This is a genomic window from Orenia metallireducens (assembly GCF_001693735.1).
Classification (GTDB): domain Bacteria; phylum Bacillota; class Halanaerobiia; order Halobacteroidales; family Halobacteroidaceae; genus Orenia; species Orenia metallireducens.
This window is the reverse complement of the sequence record NZ_LWDV01000010.1, coordinates 148,602-163,889: the sequence shown is the minus strand read 5'-3', so window position 1 is coordinate 163,889 and position 15,288 is coordinate 148,602. Positions and strand designations below refer to the sequence as shown.

General features: G+C 33.9%; 17 protein-coding genes and 1 other annotated feature. Of the genes, 16 read left to right on the top strand and 1 reads right to left on the bottom strand.

All coding sequences use genetic code 11. The features are described from left to right. Positions 1–60: 60 nt before the first annotated feature. Positions 61–136 (top strand) — a sequence feature (ribosomal protein L21 leader region). A gap of 11 nt (positions 137–147) precedes the next feature. The 10 genes from rplU (at position 148) to U472_RS12905 (ending at position 7,206) form a co-directional block, all read left to right on the top strand. After that, positions 148–459, top strand: a complete 312-nt coding sequence (gene rplU, locus U472_RS12945) for a 50S ribosomal protein L21 (protein WP_068719173.1) — start codon at positions 148–150, stop codon at positions 457–459. Positions 460–467: 8 nt separating this feature from the next. Then, entirely contained in the window at positions 468–803 is a 336-nt protein-coding gene (locus U472_RS12940) for a ribosomal-processing cysteine protease Prp (protein WP_068719172.1), read from the top strand. Beyond that, positions 796–1,095 carry a 50S ribosomal protein L27 gene (gene rpmA, locus U472_RS12935; protein WP_068719171.1) on the top strand — a complete coding sequence of 100 codons (300 nt, stop codon included), beginning with the start codon at positions 796–798 and terminating at the stop codon, positions 1,093–1,095. Before U472_RS12940 ends, rpmA begins: the two co-directional genes overlap by 8 nt. Before the next feature lie 278 nt (positions 1,096–1,373). Beyond that, complete coding sequence (gene obgE, locus U472_RS12930; protein WP_068719170.1) at positions 1,374–2,663, top strand: GTPase ObgE; 1,290 nt, start codon at positions 1,374–1,376, stop codon at positions 2,661–2,663. A 5-nt stretch (positions 2,664–2,668) separates the two neighbouring features. Continuing rightward, entirely contained in the window at positions 2,669–2,971 is a 303-nt protein-coding gene (yhbY, locus tag U472_RS12925; RefSeq protein ID WP_425415783.1) for a ribosome assembly RNA-binding protein YhbY, read from the top strand. An 82-nt stretch (positions 2,972–3,053) separates the two neighbouring features. Further along, positions 3,054–4,172 carry a glutamate 5-kinase gene (proB, locus tag U472_RS12920; protein ID WP_068719168.1) on the top strand — a complete coding sequence of 373 codons (1,119 nt, stop codon included), beginning with the start codon at positions 3,054–3,056 and terminating at the stop codon, positions 4,170–4,172. Positions 4,173–4,223: 51 nt separating this feature from the next. After that, entirely contained in the window at positions 4,224–5,477 is a 1,254-nt protein-coding gene (locus U472_RS12915) for a glutamate-5-semialdehyde dehydrogenase (protein WP_068719167.1), read from the top strand. Between the two features lie 406 nt (positions 5,478–5,883). Further along, positions 5,884–6,048, top strand: a complete 165-nt coding sequence (locus tag U472_RS16910; protein WP_176714178.1) for a hypothetical protein — start codon at positions 5,884–5,886, stop codon at positions 6,046–6,048. A 115-nt stretch (positions 6,049–6,163) separates the two neighbouring features. Then, the gene (locus U472_RS12910) at positions 6,164–6,439 is read left to right on the top strand and encodes a hypothetical protein (RefSeq protein WP_068719166.1); all 276 of its coding nucleotides are present in this window, start codon (positions 6,164–6,166) and stop codon (positions 6,437–6,439) included. Between the two features lie 179 nt (positions 6,440–6,618). Continuing rightward, complete coding sequence (locus U472_RS12905) at positions 6,619–7,206, top strand: DNA-3-methyladenine glycosylase (RefSeq protein WP_068719165.1); 588 nt, start codon at positions 6,619–6,621, stop codon at positions 7,204–7,206. A gap of 105 nt (positions 7,207–7,311) precedes the next feature. On the opposite strand, the gene U472_RS12900 is transcribed toward U472_RS12905, so the two are convergent. After that, entirely contained in the window at positions 7,312–8,370 is a 1,059-nt protein-coding gene (locus tag U472_RS12900) for an HD-GYP domain-containing protein (protein WP_068719164.1), read from the bottom strand. A gap of 436 nt (positions 8,371–8,806) precedes the next feature. Here U472_RS12900 and U472_RS12895 point away from each other — a divergent pair, with 436 nt between their 5' ends. The 6 genes from U472_RS12895 (at position 8,807) to U472_RS12870 (ending at position 15,238) form a co-directional block, all read left to right on the top strand. Continuing rightward, on the top strand, positions 8,807–9,694 hold the full coding sequence (locus tag U472_RS12895) for a PHP domain-containing protein (protein WP_068719163.1): 888 nt from the start codon (positions 8,807–8,809) through the stop codon (positions 9,692–9,694). Then, entirely contained in the window at positions 9,691–10,578 is an 888-nt protein-coding gene (gene hslO / locus U472_RS12890; RefSeq protein WP_068719162.1) for an Hsp33 family molecular chaperone HslO, read from the top strand. Before U472_RS12895 ends, hslO begins: the two co-directional genes overlap by 4 nt. 422 nt (positions 10,579–11,000) lie before the next feature. Beyond that, the gene (locus tag U472_RS12885) at positions 11,001–12,476 is read left to right on the top strand and encodes a TrkH family potassium uptake protein (RefSeq protein ID WP_068719161.1); all 1,476 of its coding nucleotides are present in this window, start codon (positions 11,001–11,003) and stop codon (positions 12,474–12,476) included. A 1-nt stretch (position 12,477) separates the two neighbouring features. Beyond that, positions 12,478–13,146: a potassium channel family protein gene (locus U472_RS12880; protein WP_068719160.1), complete on the top strand. Its 669-nt coding sequence runs from the start codon at positions 12,478–12,480 to the stop codon at positions 13,144–13,146. A 746-nt stretch (positions 13,147–13,892) separates the two neighbouring features. Next, on the top strand, positions 13,893–14,351 hold the full coding sequence (locus tag U472_RS12875) for a flavodoxin (protein ID WP_068719159.1): 459 nt from the start codon (positions 13,893–13,895) through the stop codon (positions 14,349–14,351). 272 nt (positions 14,352–14,623) lie between these two features. Next, positions 14,624–15,238, top strand: a complete 615-nt coding sequence (locus tag U472_RS12870) for an HAD family hydrolase (protein ID WP_068719158.1) — start codon at positions 14,624–14,626, stop codon at positions 15,236–15,238. Positions 15,239–15,288 lie beyond the last annotated feature (50 nt).

Below are 15,288 nucleotides of genomic sequence, written 5' to 3'. Positions count from 1 at the left end.
TTATCTTGACATCTTTGAGATTCTATGTTAGAATTCATAGTCGTGAGTGGTTTATATAAGCCACTGCCAAAACCGCACGATACGGGTTGAAAAACTCTCAAAGAGTACCTAGTGATCGGCGAGTCTGAGGTAGAGGAGGTGCACAGAATGTACGCAATTATCCAAACAGGTGGAAAGCAATATAAAGTAGAAGAAGGTCAAGTAATTAGAGTAGAAAAGTTAGATAATGAAGCTGGTGAAACAGTTGAATTTGATCAAGTTAAGTTGGTATCTACTGACAATGGTTTAAAAGTTGGAACTCCAACTGTAGAAGGTGCTAAAGTAACTGCTGAAGTAGTTGCTCAAGGAAAAGGTAAAAAGGTTATCGTTTTCAAATATAAGCCTAAAAACAATTTCCGTAAAAAGAATGGTCATAGACAACCTTATACAGCAGTACAAATTAAGAGTATTGAGGCGTAAGGTGACTAATGATTACCATTGAAATTAAAAGAGATAGGTCGTATAATATTATTAGTTTTGCTGGTAGTGGGCATGCTGAATATGGAGAGTATGGACAAGATATTGTCTGTGCAGGAATTTCGGCAATTATGCAGACTGCTGTTTTAGGTTTGACAGACTATTTAGATTTTGATATAAATATAGATGTTAAAGACGGCTGGCTAGATTGTCAGTTGACATCAGATATAGCCCAAGACCAACAGGTTAAGGCTATTTTAGAGACGATGCTAGTTGGTTTAAAGGGCATACAAGAAGAATATTCGGAATATATAAAAATAATTGAAGGGGGTGGAAAAAATGATTAAGATGAATTTACAACTTTTCGCTAAGAAAAAAGGAGTTGGAAGTTCTAAGAACGGTCGTGACAGTATTGCTAAGCGACTTGGAGTTAAGAGACACGATGGACAATACGTTAGTGCTGGTAGCATCATTGTTCGTCAACGTGGAACTAAATTCCACCCTGGCCTAAACGTAGGTCGTGGAGGAGATGATACTTTATTCTCTACAGTTGATGGATACGTAGCTTTTGAAAGAAAAGGTAGAGACAAGAAACAAGTAAGTGTTTATACTGAAGATCAAGTTCAAGCTATGGCATAAATCCACAAAAAAGCTTCCAGTTTTAGACTGGGAGCTTTTTTTAATTTAAAAATATGTAGGGAACAGTCTAGACTGTTCCCTACTCTTGATTTTAAATAATCTTAAACTGAGGCTTAACCTTAAGCTGCTTTTATGTTATAATTGCTTAATAAGATTAACTATTTTAGGAAATGTTAATAACAGTTGATTTTTTCTAGTACATAGTCGGTAATAGCTTTATTATTTCCTATATATTATAGATTATCAATTATCAACTGTTTATTGGAGGTCGATAAATTATGTTTGTAGATGAAGTAGTAATTGAGGTAAAGGGTGGCGATGGTGGAGACGGAATGAGTAGCTTTCGCCGTGAGAAGTATGTCGCTACTGGTGGACCAAGTGGTGGCGATGGTGGTAATGGAGGTAATGTAGTCTTTACCGTTGATGAAGGTTTAAATACATTATTACATTTTAGAGAAAGAAAGTTCTATGAAGCTTCTTCAGGAGAACGTGGTGGAAGTAAGAATATGCATGGTAAAGATGCTGAAGATATGATTATCAAGGTTCCTCCAGGGACAACAGTAACTGATGTAAATACTGGGAAGGTGATTGCTGATTTAATCCATGAACATCAAGAGGTTGTAATTGCTCATGGTGGTCGTGGTGGTAGAGGTAATGCTAGGTTTAAAACTTCTACTAGGCAAGCCCCTAAATTTTCAGAGAATGGTGAGCCAGGTGAAGAGAGAAAGGTTAAGCTAGAGTTGAAGGTCTTAGCTGATGTAGGGCTTGTGGGATATCCTAGTGTAGGTAAGTCGACTATTATCTCCAAAGTATCAGCTGCTAAGCCTAAGATTGCTGCTTATCATTTTACTACTTTAAAGCCAAATTTAGGTGTTGTCAAAGTAGGTGATTATAGTTCCTTTGTTATGGCTGATATCCCTGGACTGATTGAAGGTGCTCATACTGGTGTGGGATTAGGAGATGACTTCTTACGCCATATTGAAAGAACTAAGGTGATAATTCATGTTTTAGATATTTCGGGAATTGAAGGAAGAGATCCTTTAGAAGATTTTAGAAGAATCAATCAAGAGTTAGAGAAGTTCAATGAAAAATTGATGGAGAGGTCTCAAATAGTAGCTGCTAATAAGATGGATTTACCAGACTCAGAAGAGAATTTCCTTAAGGTCAAAGAAGTATTAGAAGCAGAAGGTTATGAGGTTTATCCTATTTCTGCTGCTACTGGTAAAGGATTAAAAGAATTGATTAAACGAGCTGATATTTTGGTTAAGGAAGCGCCAGACTTCTTTAATGAGGAGGTTGCAGAAGAGGAAGAGGTTATTATCCGTGGACCTCAGCCTGGTGAAGTAGAAGATGCTTTTGAGATAGTAGAAGAAGACGGTGTTTATAGGGTTGTTGGCAAAGAGATTAAACGTAAAACAGCTATGGCAGACTTTACTACTGATGAAGGCTTATATTATTTCCTTAAAACTTTACGTACTATGGGAGTAGATGATGCTTTAAAAGAGGCTGGAGCTAAAGAAGGAGATACTATTGAGATTGAAGGATGGGAATTTGAATATTCAGAATAATGGGAGTGATAAAATTGTTAACAGGAAAACAACGTAGTTTTTTAAAAGGTAAAGCACATAATATGGACCCTATAGTCCAAATCGGTAAAGATGGTATTACTGAAAATGTAATTGCACAGGTTGATGAGACTTTAGAGGCAAGAGAGCTGATTAAACTTAGAGTATTGAATAATTCATTATATAGTGCTAAAGAGGCTGCTGAGGAATTAGCAGAAGCTTGTAATGCAGAGTTTATTCAAGCAATAGGTAATGTACTTGTTCTTTATAGAGAAAACAATGAGAAGAAACAATATAATTTACCTAAATAAAATATATAAGATGAGAAATAATCTTTAATTACAATTGTGAATTGTAAATTGTACACTGTACACTATAAAGTAGGTGAAGGTAATGCGTGAAAGTATCAGGAAGGCTAAGAGGATTGTTATTAAGGTTGGAAGTAGTAGCTTGACTTATCAAAATGCTAAGCTTAATTTAGGAAGAATAGACAAGTTAATTAGAGAGATTGTTGATTTAAAGAATCAAGGTAAAGAGGTTATATTAGTTAGTTCTGGAGCTGTGGCAGCAGGACAAGGTGAGCTGAATTTAGTAGAGCGCCCTCAAACTATTCCAGAGAAGCAGGCTCTAGCTGCAATAGGTCAAGGTATATTGATGAAGACCTATCAGAAGCTATTTAGTGAATATGGTCAGAAGGTAGCACAGGTATTATTGACCCAGAAGGATTTAACTGACCGTAAGAGATATCTTAATTCAAGAAATACTTTAAATCAGCTTCTTCAATATGGAGTAATTCCAGTTATTAACGAGAATGATACAGTGGCAGTTGAAGAGATTAAATTTGGTGATAATGATACTCTATCTGCTCTGGTAAGCAGTTTGATTGATGCAGATTTATTAATCATTCTATCAGATATTGATGGTCTCTATACAGCTGACCCTCGTAAAGAACCTACAGCCAAGTTACTTAGTAGGATTGATGATATTAGTCATGAGATAGAGGCTCTAGCAGGTGATGCAGGAACTAAACGAGGCACTGGAGGTATGATTACTAAGATTAAGGCTGCTAAGGTATCTACCCGTTCAGGGATACCTTTAATAATAGCCAATGGTAGTTTGGATAATGTCTTATCACAGATTACTCAAGGGGTAGAGGTAGGAACGTTATTCTTATCTCAAGAGAAATTAGCTAGTCGTGAGAAGTGGATTGCTTTTAACTTAGATGTAGAAGGACAGATAGTTATAGACTCAGGTGCTGTTAAGGCTTTGCTTGAAAAAGGTAAGAGTCTATTACCTTGTGGTATATTAGATAGCAAAGGAGATTTTTCGGCAGGGGCAGTTGTAGATATCATTAATCAAGAGGGAGATAGTTTGGCACGAGGTCTAGTTAATTACTCTCAAAGGGAGATTGAACAGATTAAAGGGCTACATACAAGTAAAATCAAAGAGAGGTTGGGATACCAAGATTATGATGAAGTAGTTCATCGTGATAATTTAGTACTTATGAGTTAGCTATTGGCTAATAGCTGATAGCTGCTAGCTAATAAAAAAGGGGTGGATTAGATGAGTATAAGAGAAGAGGTTGTTACTAAGGCAAAGAAAGCCAAGAAAGCAGCTAAAGAATTGGCTCATATTGGTTCTGAGGTTAAGAATAAGGCTCTCTTGGAGATGGCCGATGAGTTAGAGAAGCAGACTAAAGAAATCCTAGCTGCTAATGAGAAGGATATGGATTATGGTCGTGAGCATGAGCTACCTGAGTCTTTATTAGATAGATTACTATTGACTGAAGAGAGAATTAAAGGGATGGCTGATGGCTTAAGGGAGGTTGCTAAGTTTGATGACCCAATTGGTGAAGTCTTAGGGATGAAAAAGCGCCCTAATGGGCTAAAAATTGGGGAGGTAAGAGTTCCTTTAGGTGTTATAGGAATAATCTATGAGGCCCGTCCTAACGTAACTGCTGATGCTGCAGGTCTTTGTTTAAAGGCTGGTAATGCTGTCTTATTGCGTGGTGGTTCTAACGCTATTAATTCTAATAAGGCTATTACTAATGCCTTAGCTAAGGCTGCTGTTCAAGCTGGGTTACCTGAGGGAAGTGTCCAATTGGTTGAGAGTATCGATAGAGAAGCAGTACAGATAATGTTTAAGCTGAATCAATATCTAGATGTACTAATTCCTCGTGGAGGGGCAGGACTGATTCAGGCTGTAGTCAAGAATTCTACTGTCCCAGTTATCGAAACTGGTGTTGGTAACTGCCATACATATGTTGATAGTGAGGCTGACTTAGAGATGGCTAAAAGAATAGTTATTAATGCTAAATGCCAACGCCCTGGGGTATGTAACTCTATGGAGACTTTACTTGTTAATCAAGAGGTAGCAGAAGAGTTCTTACCTGTGATTGTAGAGGAGCTAAAGAAGAAGGATACTCTAGTAAAAGGTTGTACTAAGGTACAAGAGATAGTTTCTGATGTAGAAGCAGCTACAGAAGAGGACTGGGAGACAGAGTATCTTGATTATATCTTAGCTGTAAAAGTTGTCAAAGATATAGATGAGGCTTTAGAGCATATAGATAAGTATAGCTCTAAGCATTCAGAGGCAATTATTACAGAAAACTATACTAAAGCACATAAGTTCTTAGATTTAATCGATGCTGCTGCTGTTTATGTCAATGCATCTACTAGGTTTACTGATGGAGGTCAGTTTGGACTTGGAGCAGAGATTGGAATCAGTACACAGAAACTCCATGCTCGTGGACCAATGGGTGTCAATCAGTTGACTACCAATAAATTTATCATCTTTGGAGATGGTCAGATAAGATAGGAAAAATTCGATTGGGAATTTTTGCCCTTCGAGTTTAAATTTAAACTCTCCGTGATTATAAAGTTTCTCAAAAATATGAAACTTTATTTCTCCTCACGAAGAGTCTAAAAGACTCGTAGGAAGCAGTAACAGGTGCTGAGTGATAAGTAACAGGTAACAAATAAATAATTATATTTTGAGGAGCTGATAGGCTCCTCTTTTTTGATTTAAAATATAAATAGTAAAAGTGTAAATTTTTTAAATAGATAAACCTTATATGGTAGTATATAGATGGAATTCCTTTATGATAGCTTTATATTAGAAATAAGAGATTTTAGTTAGATAAGATTATAAGAATATCTAGGTATAGGTAATTAATTGTTTGGAATCTAGCAGAATTACAAATTAAATTTGAAAGGAGAATTATATGTTTAGTAAAGAGGGGTTAGCTGATTTTTTAGAGGTAATCAAATTTTTCCTCTCGTTTCATACTCCTTTTGGAAATAGAAACACAATAAGTATGGAGTTAGATGAGATGTATGTGGATTTAAATAGATTAATAAAGGTTATCTATCTAATTAAAGGATTTTAAGGATAGGCAGAGAAGATAAGTGATATATTTACTGTTAAATTCTTTAGATAAAAATAGTTCAATAGGGTTTAAGTAGCTAAGAGGTTAATAACTTAGTCTAAAAGGGGGAGCTTAAATGGGGATTATCAATATCATTATAACCACTATAATAGCTAGTCTGGCAGTTATTTTTACCTTAAAGGCTGATAACTGGGGAGCCAGAATAGTTGTAGCTGTAGTTTTTGGACTATTAGGAGCAATTTTAAATATTGCTAGTAAGCAGATAGTAGTAGAGGTGTGGGGGATAGGTAGCTTAGTTGGGAGGGACTTAAATAAGTTTTTTATCAGCATACCGATAATAGTTGCTTTTGTAGTTGGGCTTATTTCATTGTACTTATCAAGAAATAGATAATAATATATTTTATATATAAAATATATTAAGGGCTATTAATTTAGTCCTTCTTCTTTTATGAGGATATTTTAACTTGTTTATAATTACATCTATGATGGGATAAAATAAAAAAATATTAATTATTTGGATGGCTATAATTATAGAATGCGTTAAATCTATGAAATAAGAGGAGGGATATTTTGAAACTTAAATTAGACTTTTATCAAAGGGATGGAGTGAATGTAGCTCAAGATTTACTGGGTAAGTTGCTAGTAAGAGAGCTAGATGGTCAGAAGATAATCTCTAAGATAGTAGAGACTGAAGCCTATATAGGACCTGAGGATAAAGCTTGTCATGCTTATCAGAATAAGAGAACAAAGAGGACAGAGGTGATGTTTGGAAGAGCAGGTAATGCCTATATCTATCTAATTTATGGAATGTATAATTGTTTGAATATAGTCACCGCTAGTGTAGGGAAGCCAGAAGCAGTTTTAATTAGAGCTGTAGAGCCGATTGAGGGGTTAGATACTATTAGAAAGTATAGGCAGATTAAGAGTAAGAAGGTAGAGGATTTGACCAATGGTCCAGGGAAGTTATGCCAAGCTTTGGCTATAGATAAGAAGTTGAATGGTTATGATATGACTTATGGTGATAAACTCTATGTTTTAGACTCTAATTATAAGCTAGAGGTAGTGAAAGACAAGCGAATTAATATAGATTATGCAGAGGAGTATAAGGAGAAACTATGGCGCTTTTATATCAAAGGAAATCCTTTTGTATCAAGATAAATTATTATAGAGGAGTATAATAAAACTCCCCTATAATAATTGAAATTATAATTTATACTAGTTAGTATTTAATATGATTGGATTTAAAATAATGACCAATATAATTCATTCATCCTCATTTATTATAGTGATGTTAGTAACCTCTAGCAAATTTAATATATAAGGTTCTTTTAATCTATTGCCTAGACTATCTTTGATTATTTTAACAATTGGTCTTAGAGGAAAGCTCTTATTTTGTTCCTTTACAACAGCGACTGCTCCATTACTTAATTTGACTAAGGTTCCATTAGGGTAGAGAGGAGTTTTTTGAATAAATGTATTAAGAATATTGATATCAAAATGGCTATTAGCATTAGCTATTAAGAAGTCAATTGTCTTATTTATAGACCATTTTTTTCTATAGCATCTATCACTGGTAAGTGCATCAAATACATCAGTAATAGCCACTATTTTAGCAAATTCATGAATCTCATCTCCAATTAATCCTTTGGGATAGCCAGACCCATCAACCTTTTCATGGTGAGATAAGATCACAATCCTAGAGATAGGACTGATCTCATGATGCTCTTTTATATTCTCATATCCTAAGCGGGGATGCTTTTTAATAGTTTTAAACTCATGGTCATTGAGCTTAGTTGTTTTATTTAAGATATTCTTGGGGATGGCTATCTTACCTATATCATGTAAGATAGATCCGACTCCTAATTTAATCAGTTGCTCTTTATTATAATTTAATGATTTACCAATCAGTAATGATAAAGCTGCAACGTTTACAGAATGATCGAAGGTATATGAATCATAAGATTTTATATCTACAAGGTTTGCCAATAATTCTTGACTATTTAATATCTCTTTAGTTAGTTCTTCAATAAAATTATTAATTTCATCGATATTAATCCTTTGATTCTTAGAGATATCACTAAAGACTTTTTTAATAATAATCTTACCTTTTAATCTAGTCTCTTCACTGATCAGATTATTAATCTCTATATCTTCTGATATCTTATCCTCTATGTATAGATGTCTTATACCAAGTTTTAATAATCTTTCTTTGTATTTATATAAATTTTTACAATTAGTATTTAATAATATATTTTCTTGATGATAGATAGCTTTAGCTAACTTCATCTTAGAAGTTACATTTTCTGTTTTAACTATTCTCATTTTTTCGCCCCTTAATAAAATTAAATTAGTTGGTATATTTACAGTAATAGTATAATTACTCGTATTGGTTTAGTATGATTAACTACTGACTAACCATTATAATCAACCTATGCAACAAATTGATTATAATTAATTTACTATTTTATGTCAAATAATATTGTCATAAAATTCATATCATTTTCAACAATTATAAGAATCCAGCAAAAAATAATTTGATTGATATTTTAGGTTTAATCTGTATTATAGTATATTTAATAGTGACTATTAGGGGGTATAGCTTTAGAAATTTATTCATAATTTAATCTAAAGGATTGATATTTCTATGGTATAATTATTTAATAATATTGATTTTTTCTATAATAATTTGATATATTTATGTATGGGGTTTAAACTATAATCTAGTAAAGAAGTTGGTATAATGATAAAGGAGGAAATGATGAAGAAGATAGACTTACATGTGCACAGTAATTATAGTGATGATGCTGATCTTACTCCTCAAGAGCTAATAGAGATGGCAATGGATAGAGGGTTGGCAGCAATTTCTATTACTGATCATAATTTGACTGATGCAATTTCAGAGGCTTTAGAGTTAGTTGAAGATAATAATTTAGAGATTATTCCTGGAATTGAGTTTGATACAAATTATGGCGATAATATTTTACATATTTTAGGATACTATATAGATTATAATTCTCCTAAGATAGATGAACTATTAGGAGGGATGGAAGAGGCTAAAAAGGAACAGTTTTATGGCAGAATTGAACGGTTACAGCAATTGGGTTTTAACATTACTGCTCAAGAAGTACTAGAGAAAGCAGATAATGATAGACCTTTAGGCGGATTTATTGCTGAAGTCTTATTGGCAAAGACTGAGAGTAAGGAAGATCCTAGATTAGAGACCTATTATACAGGTGAGAAGAGTGATCAGCCTTATTTTAATTTTTATCTTGACTTCTTTAGAGCAGGACAGCCTGCTGATATCCCTTGTTGGAAGCCTTCTGCTAAGGATACTATCAAGTTAATTAAGGAGATAGGCGGTGTAGCTGTATTGGCTCATCCAGGTTCTACATTAAGCCCAGAAGATGAAGATGTGATAGATGACCTGATTGAAGCAGGTTTACAGGGGATTGAATCTTATAGTACTTACCATAATGAAGAAGAGGTAGCAGAGTGGTTAGCTTTAGCAGAGAAGAAGGGTCTACTAGCAACTGCTGGAAGTGATTTTCATGGTCATTTGAAACCTAAGATAGAGCTTGGTGGGGTAGCAGGCAATGATTATAATATTATAGAGCAATTAAGAGAACTAAGGAGGAGCAATAAATGACACAAGATTATATTATCAGAGCAATGACAACAAATAAGGAGATTAGAGCTGTAGCAGTAAGGTCTACTGATGCAGTTAATGATGCCCAGCAGGCACATCAGACTACACCTGTAGCAACGGCAGCCTTGGGAAGAGCTTTAACTGGAGGACTAATAGTTGGTAATTTGGTTAAATCAGGGATGGAGATCAGTTTAGATATTATAGGTGATGGACCTTTAAAGAGGATCATCGTTAATGCCAACTATAAAGGTGAAGTTAGAGGATATGTAAGTAATCCTAATATTGATTTTATGAAAAATGAAGTAGGAAAGCTAGATGTAGCTAAGGCTGTGGGTAAAGGATATTTGACTATTAAGAAGGATTTAGGGATAAGAGAGCCTTATACAGGGAGTGTACCATTGATTTCTGGTGAAATTGCTGAGGATTTAACTTATTACTTCACTAAATCTGAGCAAACACCTTCAGCAGTAGGATTAGGTGTTTTAGTTGATACTGATTTATCAGTCAAAGCAGCTGGTGGGTTTTTAATTCAGTTATTACCTGATGCCAGTGAAGAGACTATAAGTAGACTAGAAGAGAACTTAGCAGAGATAAAATCAATAAGCTCTTTAATAGAAGAAGGGCTCACACCAGAGGAGATATTAGAGAAGATATTAGATGGTTTTGAATTTAGAGTTTTAGAGAAGGCTGATGTTAAATTCCAATGTAAATGTAATCGAGATCGAATTGCTGCTTTAGCGGCTAGTTTAGGTGAAGAGGAGATCAAAGAGATTCTAGAGGAGCAAGGGAAGGTTGAAATTCGTTGCCACTTCTGTAATCAATCCTATCAATTTGGTGAAGAGGATATAGAAGAAATCCTAGCTAAGTGTAAAGAGGAGAATTAGATCTTTTCATGAAATTTATATACTAAAGTTAATTGTAGAGAGGGTAATACCTCTCTATTTTTATATAGGAAGTGCTTATTAAAGTTATATTACAACACTTTCAAACCTCACTCCTTAATCCCCCTACGAGTAATACAGTTCAATTACTCTTCGTACACAACCAGTCTCTCCTTAAATAATGAGAGGGGGAACAGTTTTTTTCTTTGTTTGCCTCCCTTCTCCTAAGAGTAGGAGAAAGGTTGGAGATGAGGTGTGAGGTTTTGAACTTAACTATCCTTACAAGTTGGATGACTCTTCATGTAAACCACTGTCAACTATACACTGAAATAAAAGTGTCGCAATATCTATCTATTATCTCAATTTATATATCAGTACATTAGTGGAATTGCTTAAAAGTATATTAAGAAGGGAGGAAAAATGTATTGAAAAATTCAAAGTTAAAGACAATCATAAGTCTCTTAGGCTCTTTGTTAGTATTATTAGGAGTAGTACTGTTGATTCCGATTATCGTCAGTTTGATCTATCAAGATGATCTAGTTAGGATTTATTTGATTCCAGCTATATTCTCTGTGGTGATGGGATTATTAACTAGGTTTAAATCTCGTGAAGATGAGATCTCTCCATCTACAGGTATGTTGGTCTGTGCTTTAGGATGGATTGTGATTTCTATAATAGGAGCAATCCCTTTTTATCTGGCTTTAGATTACTCTTATATAGATGCTTTATTTGAGACAGTAAGTGGGTTTACCACCACTGGAATTACAGTCTTCTCTGGACTGAGCCAAATGCCAAAGTCTATTCTATTTTGGCGCTGTTTAATCCAATGGTTTGGAGGGCTTGGTTTTTTGACCTTCTTTCTTGTAGTTACTTTTCGTGGACAGTCAGGGCTGTTCCAGCTATTTACTGCTGAAAGCCATAAGATAAATATGTCTCGTCCAGTTCCAAATATTTTTAAGACGATTAAGATTCTATGGGGAATTTACATAGGATTTACATTAATAGAGATAGTGATCTTAAAAGTTTTAGGCTTAAGCTTTTTTGATGCGCTAACCCATTCCTTTACAACCTTATCAACTGGAGGTTTTTCCAATTATGATCAGAGTATAGCCCATTTTAAACAGGCTGGCTATACTTATTATAGGGCTATAGAGTATGTTATCATCTTATTTATGGCATTGGGTGGAATTAATTTCTTGGTACATTATAAGGTATTGACTGGAAAGTTGAGTGAATTGTGGGAAGGAATTGAGATGAAGTACTTCTGGGGAATCATTATAGGGGTAAGCACTTTAATCATCTTAGACCATTATATAGAGTTTCCTTTTGCTTTAGTAGAGTTTGAAGAGGTGATTCGTAAGACTTTATTTCAAGTTATTTCAGTTATAACTACAACAGGTTATGCTACTGAAGATATCAATTCAGTCTTCTTTCCTGCTTTAGCAAAGCAATTGTTGTTAATTTTAATGTTAGTTGGTGGCTGTGTTGGTTCTACATCTGGTGGTATTAAATTAATCAGGGTAGTAATTTTAAATAAATTATTTAAGAGGGAGATAAAGAAAGTCTATTATCCTGAACGTGCTGTTTTACCAGTTGTAGTAGATGAAAATGTAATACCAGATACTGAAATCTTTAGAATTGTCGCATTGGTCTTTGGGTGGATATTATTAATTGTAATTGGTGGAGGAATCACAGCTATCTTCTCAGATTTAGAGCCTTGGAATGCCTTTTCAGGTATCTTTTCAGCCTTGGGGAATATTGGGCCATTTTATTTTAGTGTGGCTAAGATGCAGAGTCTATCAGATGTAATAAAGGTTACATATATTATTGGTATGTTAGCAGGAAGATTAGAAATATTACCAATCTTTGTAATATTTAATAGAGGAGCTTGGAGGGATTAGAATGTATATTGTTATTGCTGGTGCAGGTGTAGTTGGTAGGAACTTGACTAAGAGGTTAACAGAGAACCATGATGTAGTGGTAATTGATTTAGATAGAGAGATGTGTGAGAGGGTCTATTCCCAATATGGTGCTGTCAGCATCTGTGGTAATGCTACAAATATCAATGTCCTTAAGGAATCTGGGATTCAGCGCTGTGATATTGCCGTTGGAGTGATGAGAAATGATGCTGATAACCTAGCCTTTGCGCTATTGGCAAAGAACTATAATGCACAGCAGATAATGGTTAGAATGAGAGACCCTGAGTATAAGAGTGCCTATAAACTGGCAGGGGCTACTACCATTGCTGGGGTTATGGATTTATTGGTAGAAGAGTTTGTTCTTGATATTGAACAACCAGATATAAGAAAGGTTTATTCTCTAAGTGGTGGTAAAGCTGAGATATCTGTTTTAACAGTACCAAAAGGGTCTTGGTGTGACGGTAAGAGTATCTCTGAAATTGTTAAGACTAAGGGCTTCCCAGAACATATCTTAATTTCAGGGATCTTTGACCAACAGGAGGATAGATTGATTATCCCTCATGGAAATACCAAAGTGAAAGAATTAAGCCAATTATTTTTAGTGGGCAGATCAGATAATATTACTAAAGCTGCTAAGGTTTTACTTAAATAATGTTCTGTACTAATACTGGTATTGATATAATATAGAGATAATGTGACATTTTTAAGAATTGAGGATTGAGAATTAAAAGATTTTAAACTGAAAAAATTTCTGTTTGAATGAAGCAAGAATTGAGCTGAGATTTTGGAGCTCAGTTAAAATTTAATCAAAGAATCTAATTAATAATAACAATAAGCACTTTGATTGCTGAGTGGGCTCTGCCACGGAGAGTCTTGATCGGGTTTACCACGAAGGGTTTGCTTTTTAAACCCGTAGGTTAGACTCGTAGGATATTTTTTTCTAGACTGGGCTGCCCTTGCCACGAAGGGGTTGCTTTATAACCCTTAAGGTAAAACTCGTAGGTTTGGCTATTTTTGTAGCAATGATCTTTAAAGGAAGCGGTATTTCTTCCTGAATGATGCTCTTAGGTACAAAAGTAACACGGGAACGCCCTGAAAGAAGTACCCTTGGGGTGAAAGTTGATAAGCTTTCCCGTAACTTTTTTAATTAGATCAATGAAAGCTTTGCTTACTTTTTAAAAAATAAAGACTGTCACAATATACGCATTAACAGCCATTATCGATATTAAACTTTAATTAGTTTCTTGTCACTACCACCTAGTAAGTTTAAAAGTAATTATTATATATCTAAATTTAACAGAAAGTTAACTTAAATGTTGAATAAAGTTCATTTATTTAACGTAACATTAAAATAGCTTATTGCCTATTTAATCTTGCTAAAAAGGGGGCTAGATAGCTATGAAGGTAGATATCTATTATTATTCTAGAACAGGCAATTGTGAAGAGGTAGCTAAGATGTTATCTGATAGACTAGATTCAAACTTATATCGTATTGCAGATAAGGGAGAGGATTTTAAGGGGATAGTTGGATGGTTTAAAGGTGGATATTATGCTTTTAGAGATAAAGAATCTGATATTAATTTTCATCAAGGTGATAGTAATATTATCTGCCTAATTACCCCTGTATGGGCAGCCAAGATACCTCCAGCAGTACGCCGTTTTGTTAATCAGTTTAACTTTAATGGAAAAGAAATTTACCTATTGGCTACTATGGGGGGAAGTGAAGGAAAAGTCTTTGAAGTATTAGAGAGGATGTTAGCTAAATCAGATAACAAGATTATTGGTAAAACTGCTATTAAAGCTAAGGATATTAAGACTTGTGACCTTTATTTAGATCAGCTGTGTAGCCAGATGTAGATTAATTATAGTATCTACTATAATTGTTGAATTCTTCTATAGTTCTTAATAAAGGTATAGATTATTATATTTGAATTTATATTTACTTATAAATTATTTCTATTGTTAAAATTCAAATTATTGAGTAAACTAAGAATATAGATGAGCAAAAAAGACTATAGAAACTTCTATAGTCTTTTTTATTTAAAGGATAGTGGATTATTATCTAGAATTTATATAATTACAATTGGTTTAATTCAGCTTGTGAATAAATTATTTTGGAGTGGTATAGAATGATTAAAGTAATATTATTTGATTTAGGTGGTGTGGTCACAGAGACTAAATTTGATGATATCTTGATTAAATATGGTAGTGAGTATGGTTGGAATTTGGCTCAATTACGTAATAAGATATTTGGAGAGGAGTACCTCTTATTATTAAAGGGTCAGATGACTCTAGAGGAATTTATCTTTTATCTTAATAAAGCTATAGATAAGGTAATGATTCAAGATTTAAGAAGGTTTGTTGATGAATATTATCATGCTGAAGTTGTTAGGGAAGATGTTAGAGAGATAATCTTGAATTTGAAAGAAGATTTTAAAATAGCTTTGATTACTAATGATATTGGTCGATTAAATTATAAATTGGTGGAGTTGGATTTATTTGAATTATTTGATAAAGTTATTAACTCATATGAAGTAGGATTTTGTAAACCTGATATAGAAATCTATAAGTATGCACTAAAAGAATTTAATGTTAGAGGCGAAGAATGTCTTTATATTGATAATAATAGTGAGAGCTTAAAGGTAGCAGAAGAGTTAGGGATTAAAACTATAGAGTTTAAAGATGCTCTAAGTTTGAAAGAGGAATTAAAGGATTTAAATTTAATTTCAGAAGTTTATAAATGATATCAATTTTTTGGATTTAAAGAAGAGTAAAGATGGTATTAGATTTTTAA

Excerpts from the sequence above, each read along its gene's own strand:
- rplU (WP_068719173.1), top strand. The coding sequence starts at position 148 with ATGTACGCAATTATCCAAACAGGTGGAAAGCAATATAAAGTAGAAGAA.
- U472_RS12940 (WP_068719172.1), top strand. The coding sequence starts at position 468 with ATGATTACCATTGAAATTAAAAGAGATAGGTCGTATAATATTATTAGT.
- rpmA (WP_068719171.1), top strand. The coding sequence starts at position 796 with ATGATTAAGATGAATTTACAACTTTTCGCTAAGAAAAAAGGAGTTGGA.
- obgE (WP_068719170.1), top strand. The coding sequence starts at position 1,374 with ATGTTTGTAGATGAAGTAGTAATTGAGGTAAAGGGTGGCGATGGTGGA.
- proB (WP_068719168.1), top strand. The coding sequence starts at position 3,054 with ATGCGTGAAAGTATCAGGAAGGCTAAGAGGATTGTTATTAAGGTTGGA.
- U472_RS12915 (WP_068719167.1), top strand. The coding sequence starts at position 4,224 with ATGAGTATAAGAGAAGAGGTTGTTACTAAGGCAAAGAAAGCCAAGAAA.
- U472_RS16910 (WP_176714178.1), top strand. The coding sequence starts at position 5,884 with ATGTTTAGTAAAGAGGGGTTAGCTGATTTTTTAGAGGTAATCAAATTT.
- U472_RS12910 (WP_068719166.1), top strand. The coding sequence starts at position 6,164 with ATGGGGATTATCAATATCATTATAACCACTATAATAGCTAGTCTGGCA.
- U472_RS12900 (WP_068719164.1), bottom strand. The coding sequence starts at position 8,370 with ATGAGAATAGTTAAAACAGAAAATGTAACTTCTAAGATGAAGTTAGCT.
- U472_RS12895 (WP_068719163.1), top strand. The coding sequence starts at position 8,807 with ATGAAGAAGATAGACTTACATGTGCACAGTAATTATAGTGATGATGCT.
- hslO (WP_068719162.1), top strand. The coding sequence starts at position 9,691 with ATGACACAAGATTATATTATCAGAGCAATGACAACAAATAAGGAGATT.
- U472_RS12880 (WP_068719160.1), top strand. The coding sequence starts at position 12,478 with ATGTATATTGTTATTGCTGGTGCAGGTGTAGTTGGTAGGAACTTGACT.
- U472_RS12875 (WP_068719159.1), top strand. The coding sequence starts at position 13,893 with ATGAAGGTAGATATCTATTATTATTCTAGAACAGGCAATTGTGAAGAG.
- U472_RS12870 (WP_068719158.1), top strand. The coding sequence starts at position 14,624 with ATGATTAAAGTAATATTATTTGATTTAGGTGGTGTGGTCACAGAGACT.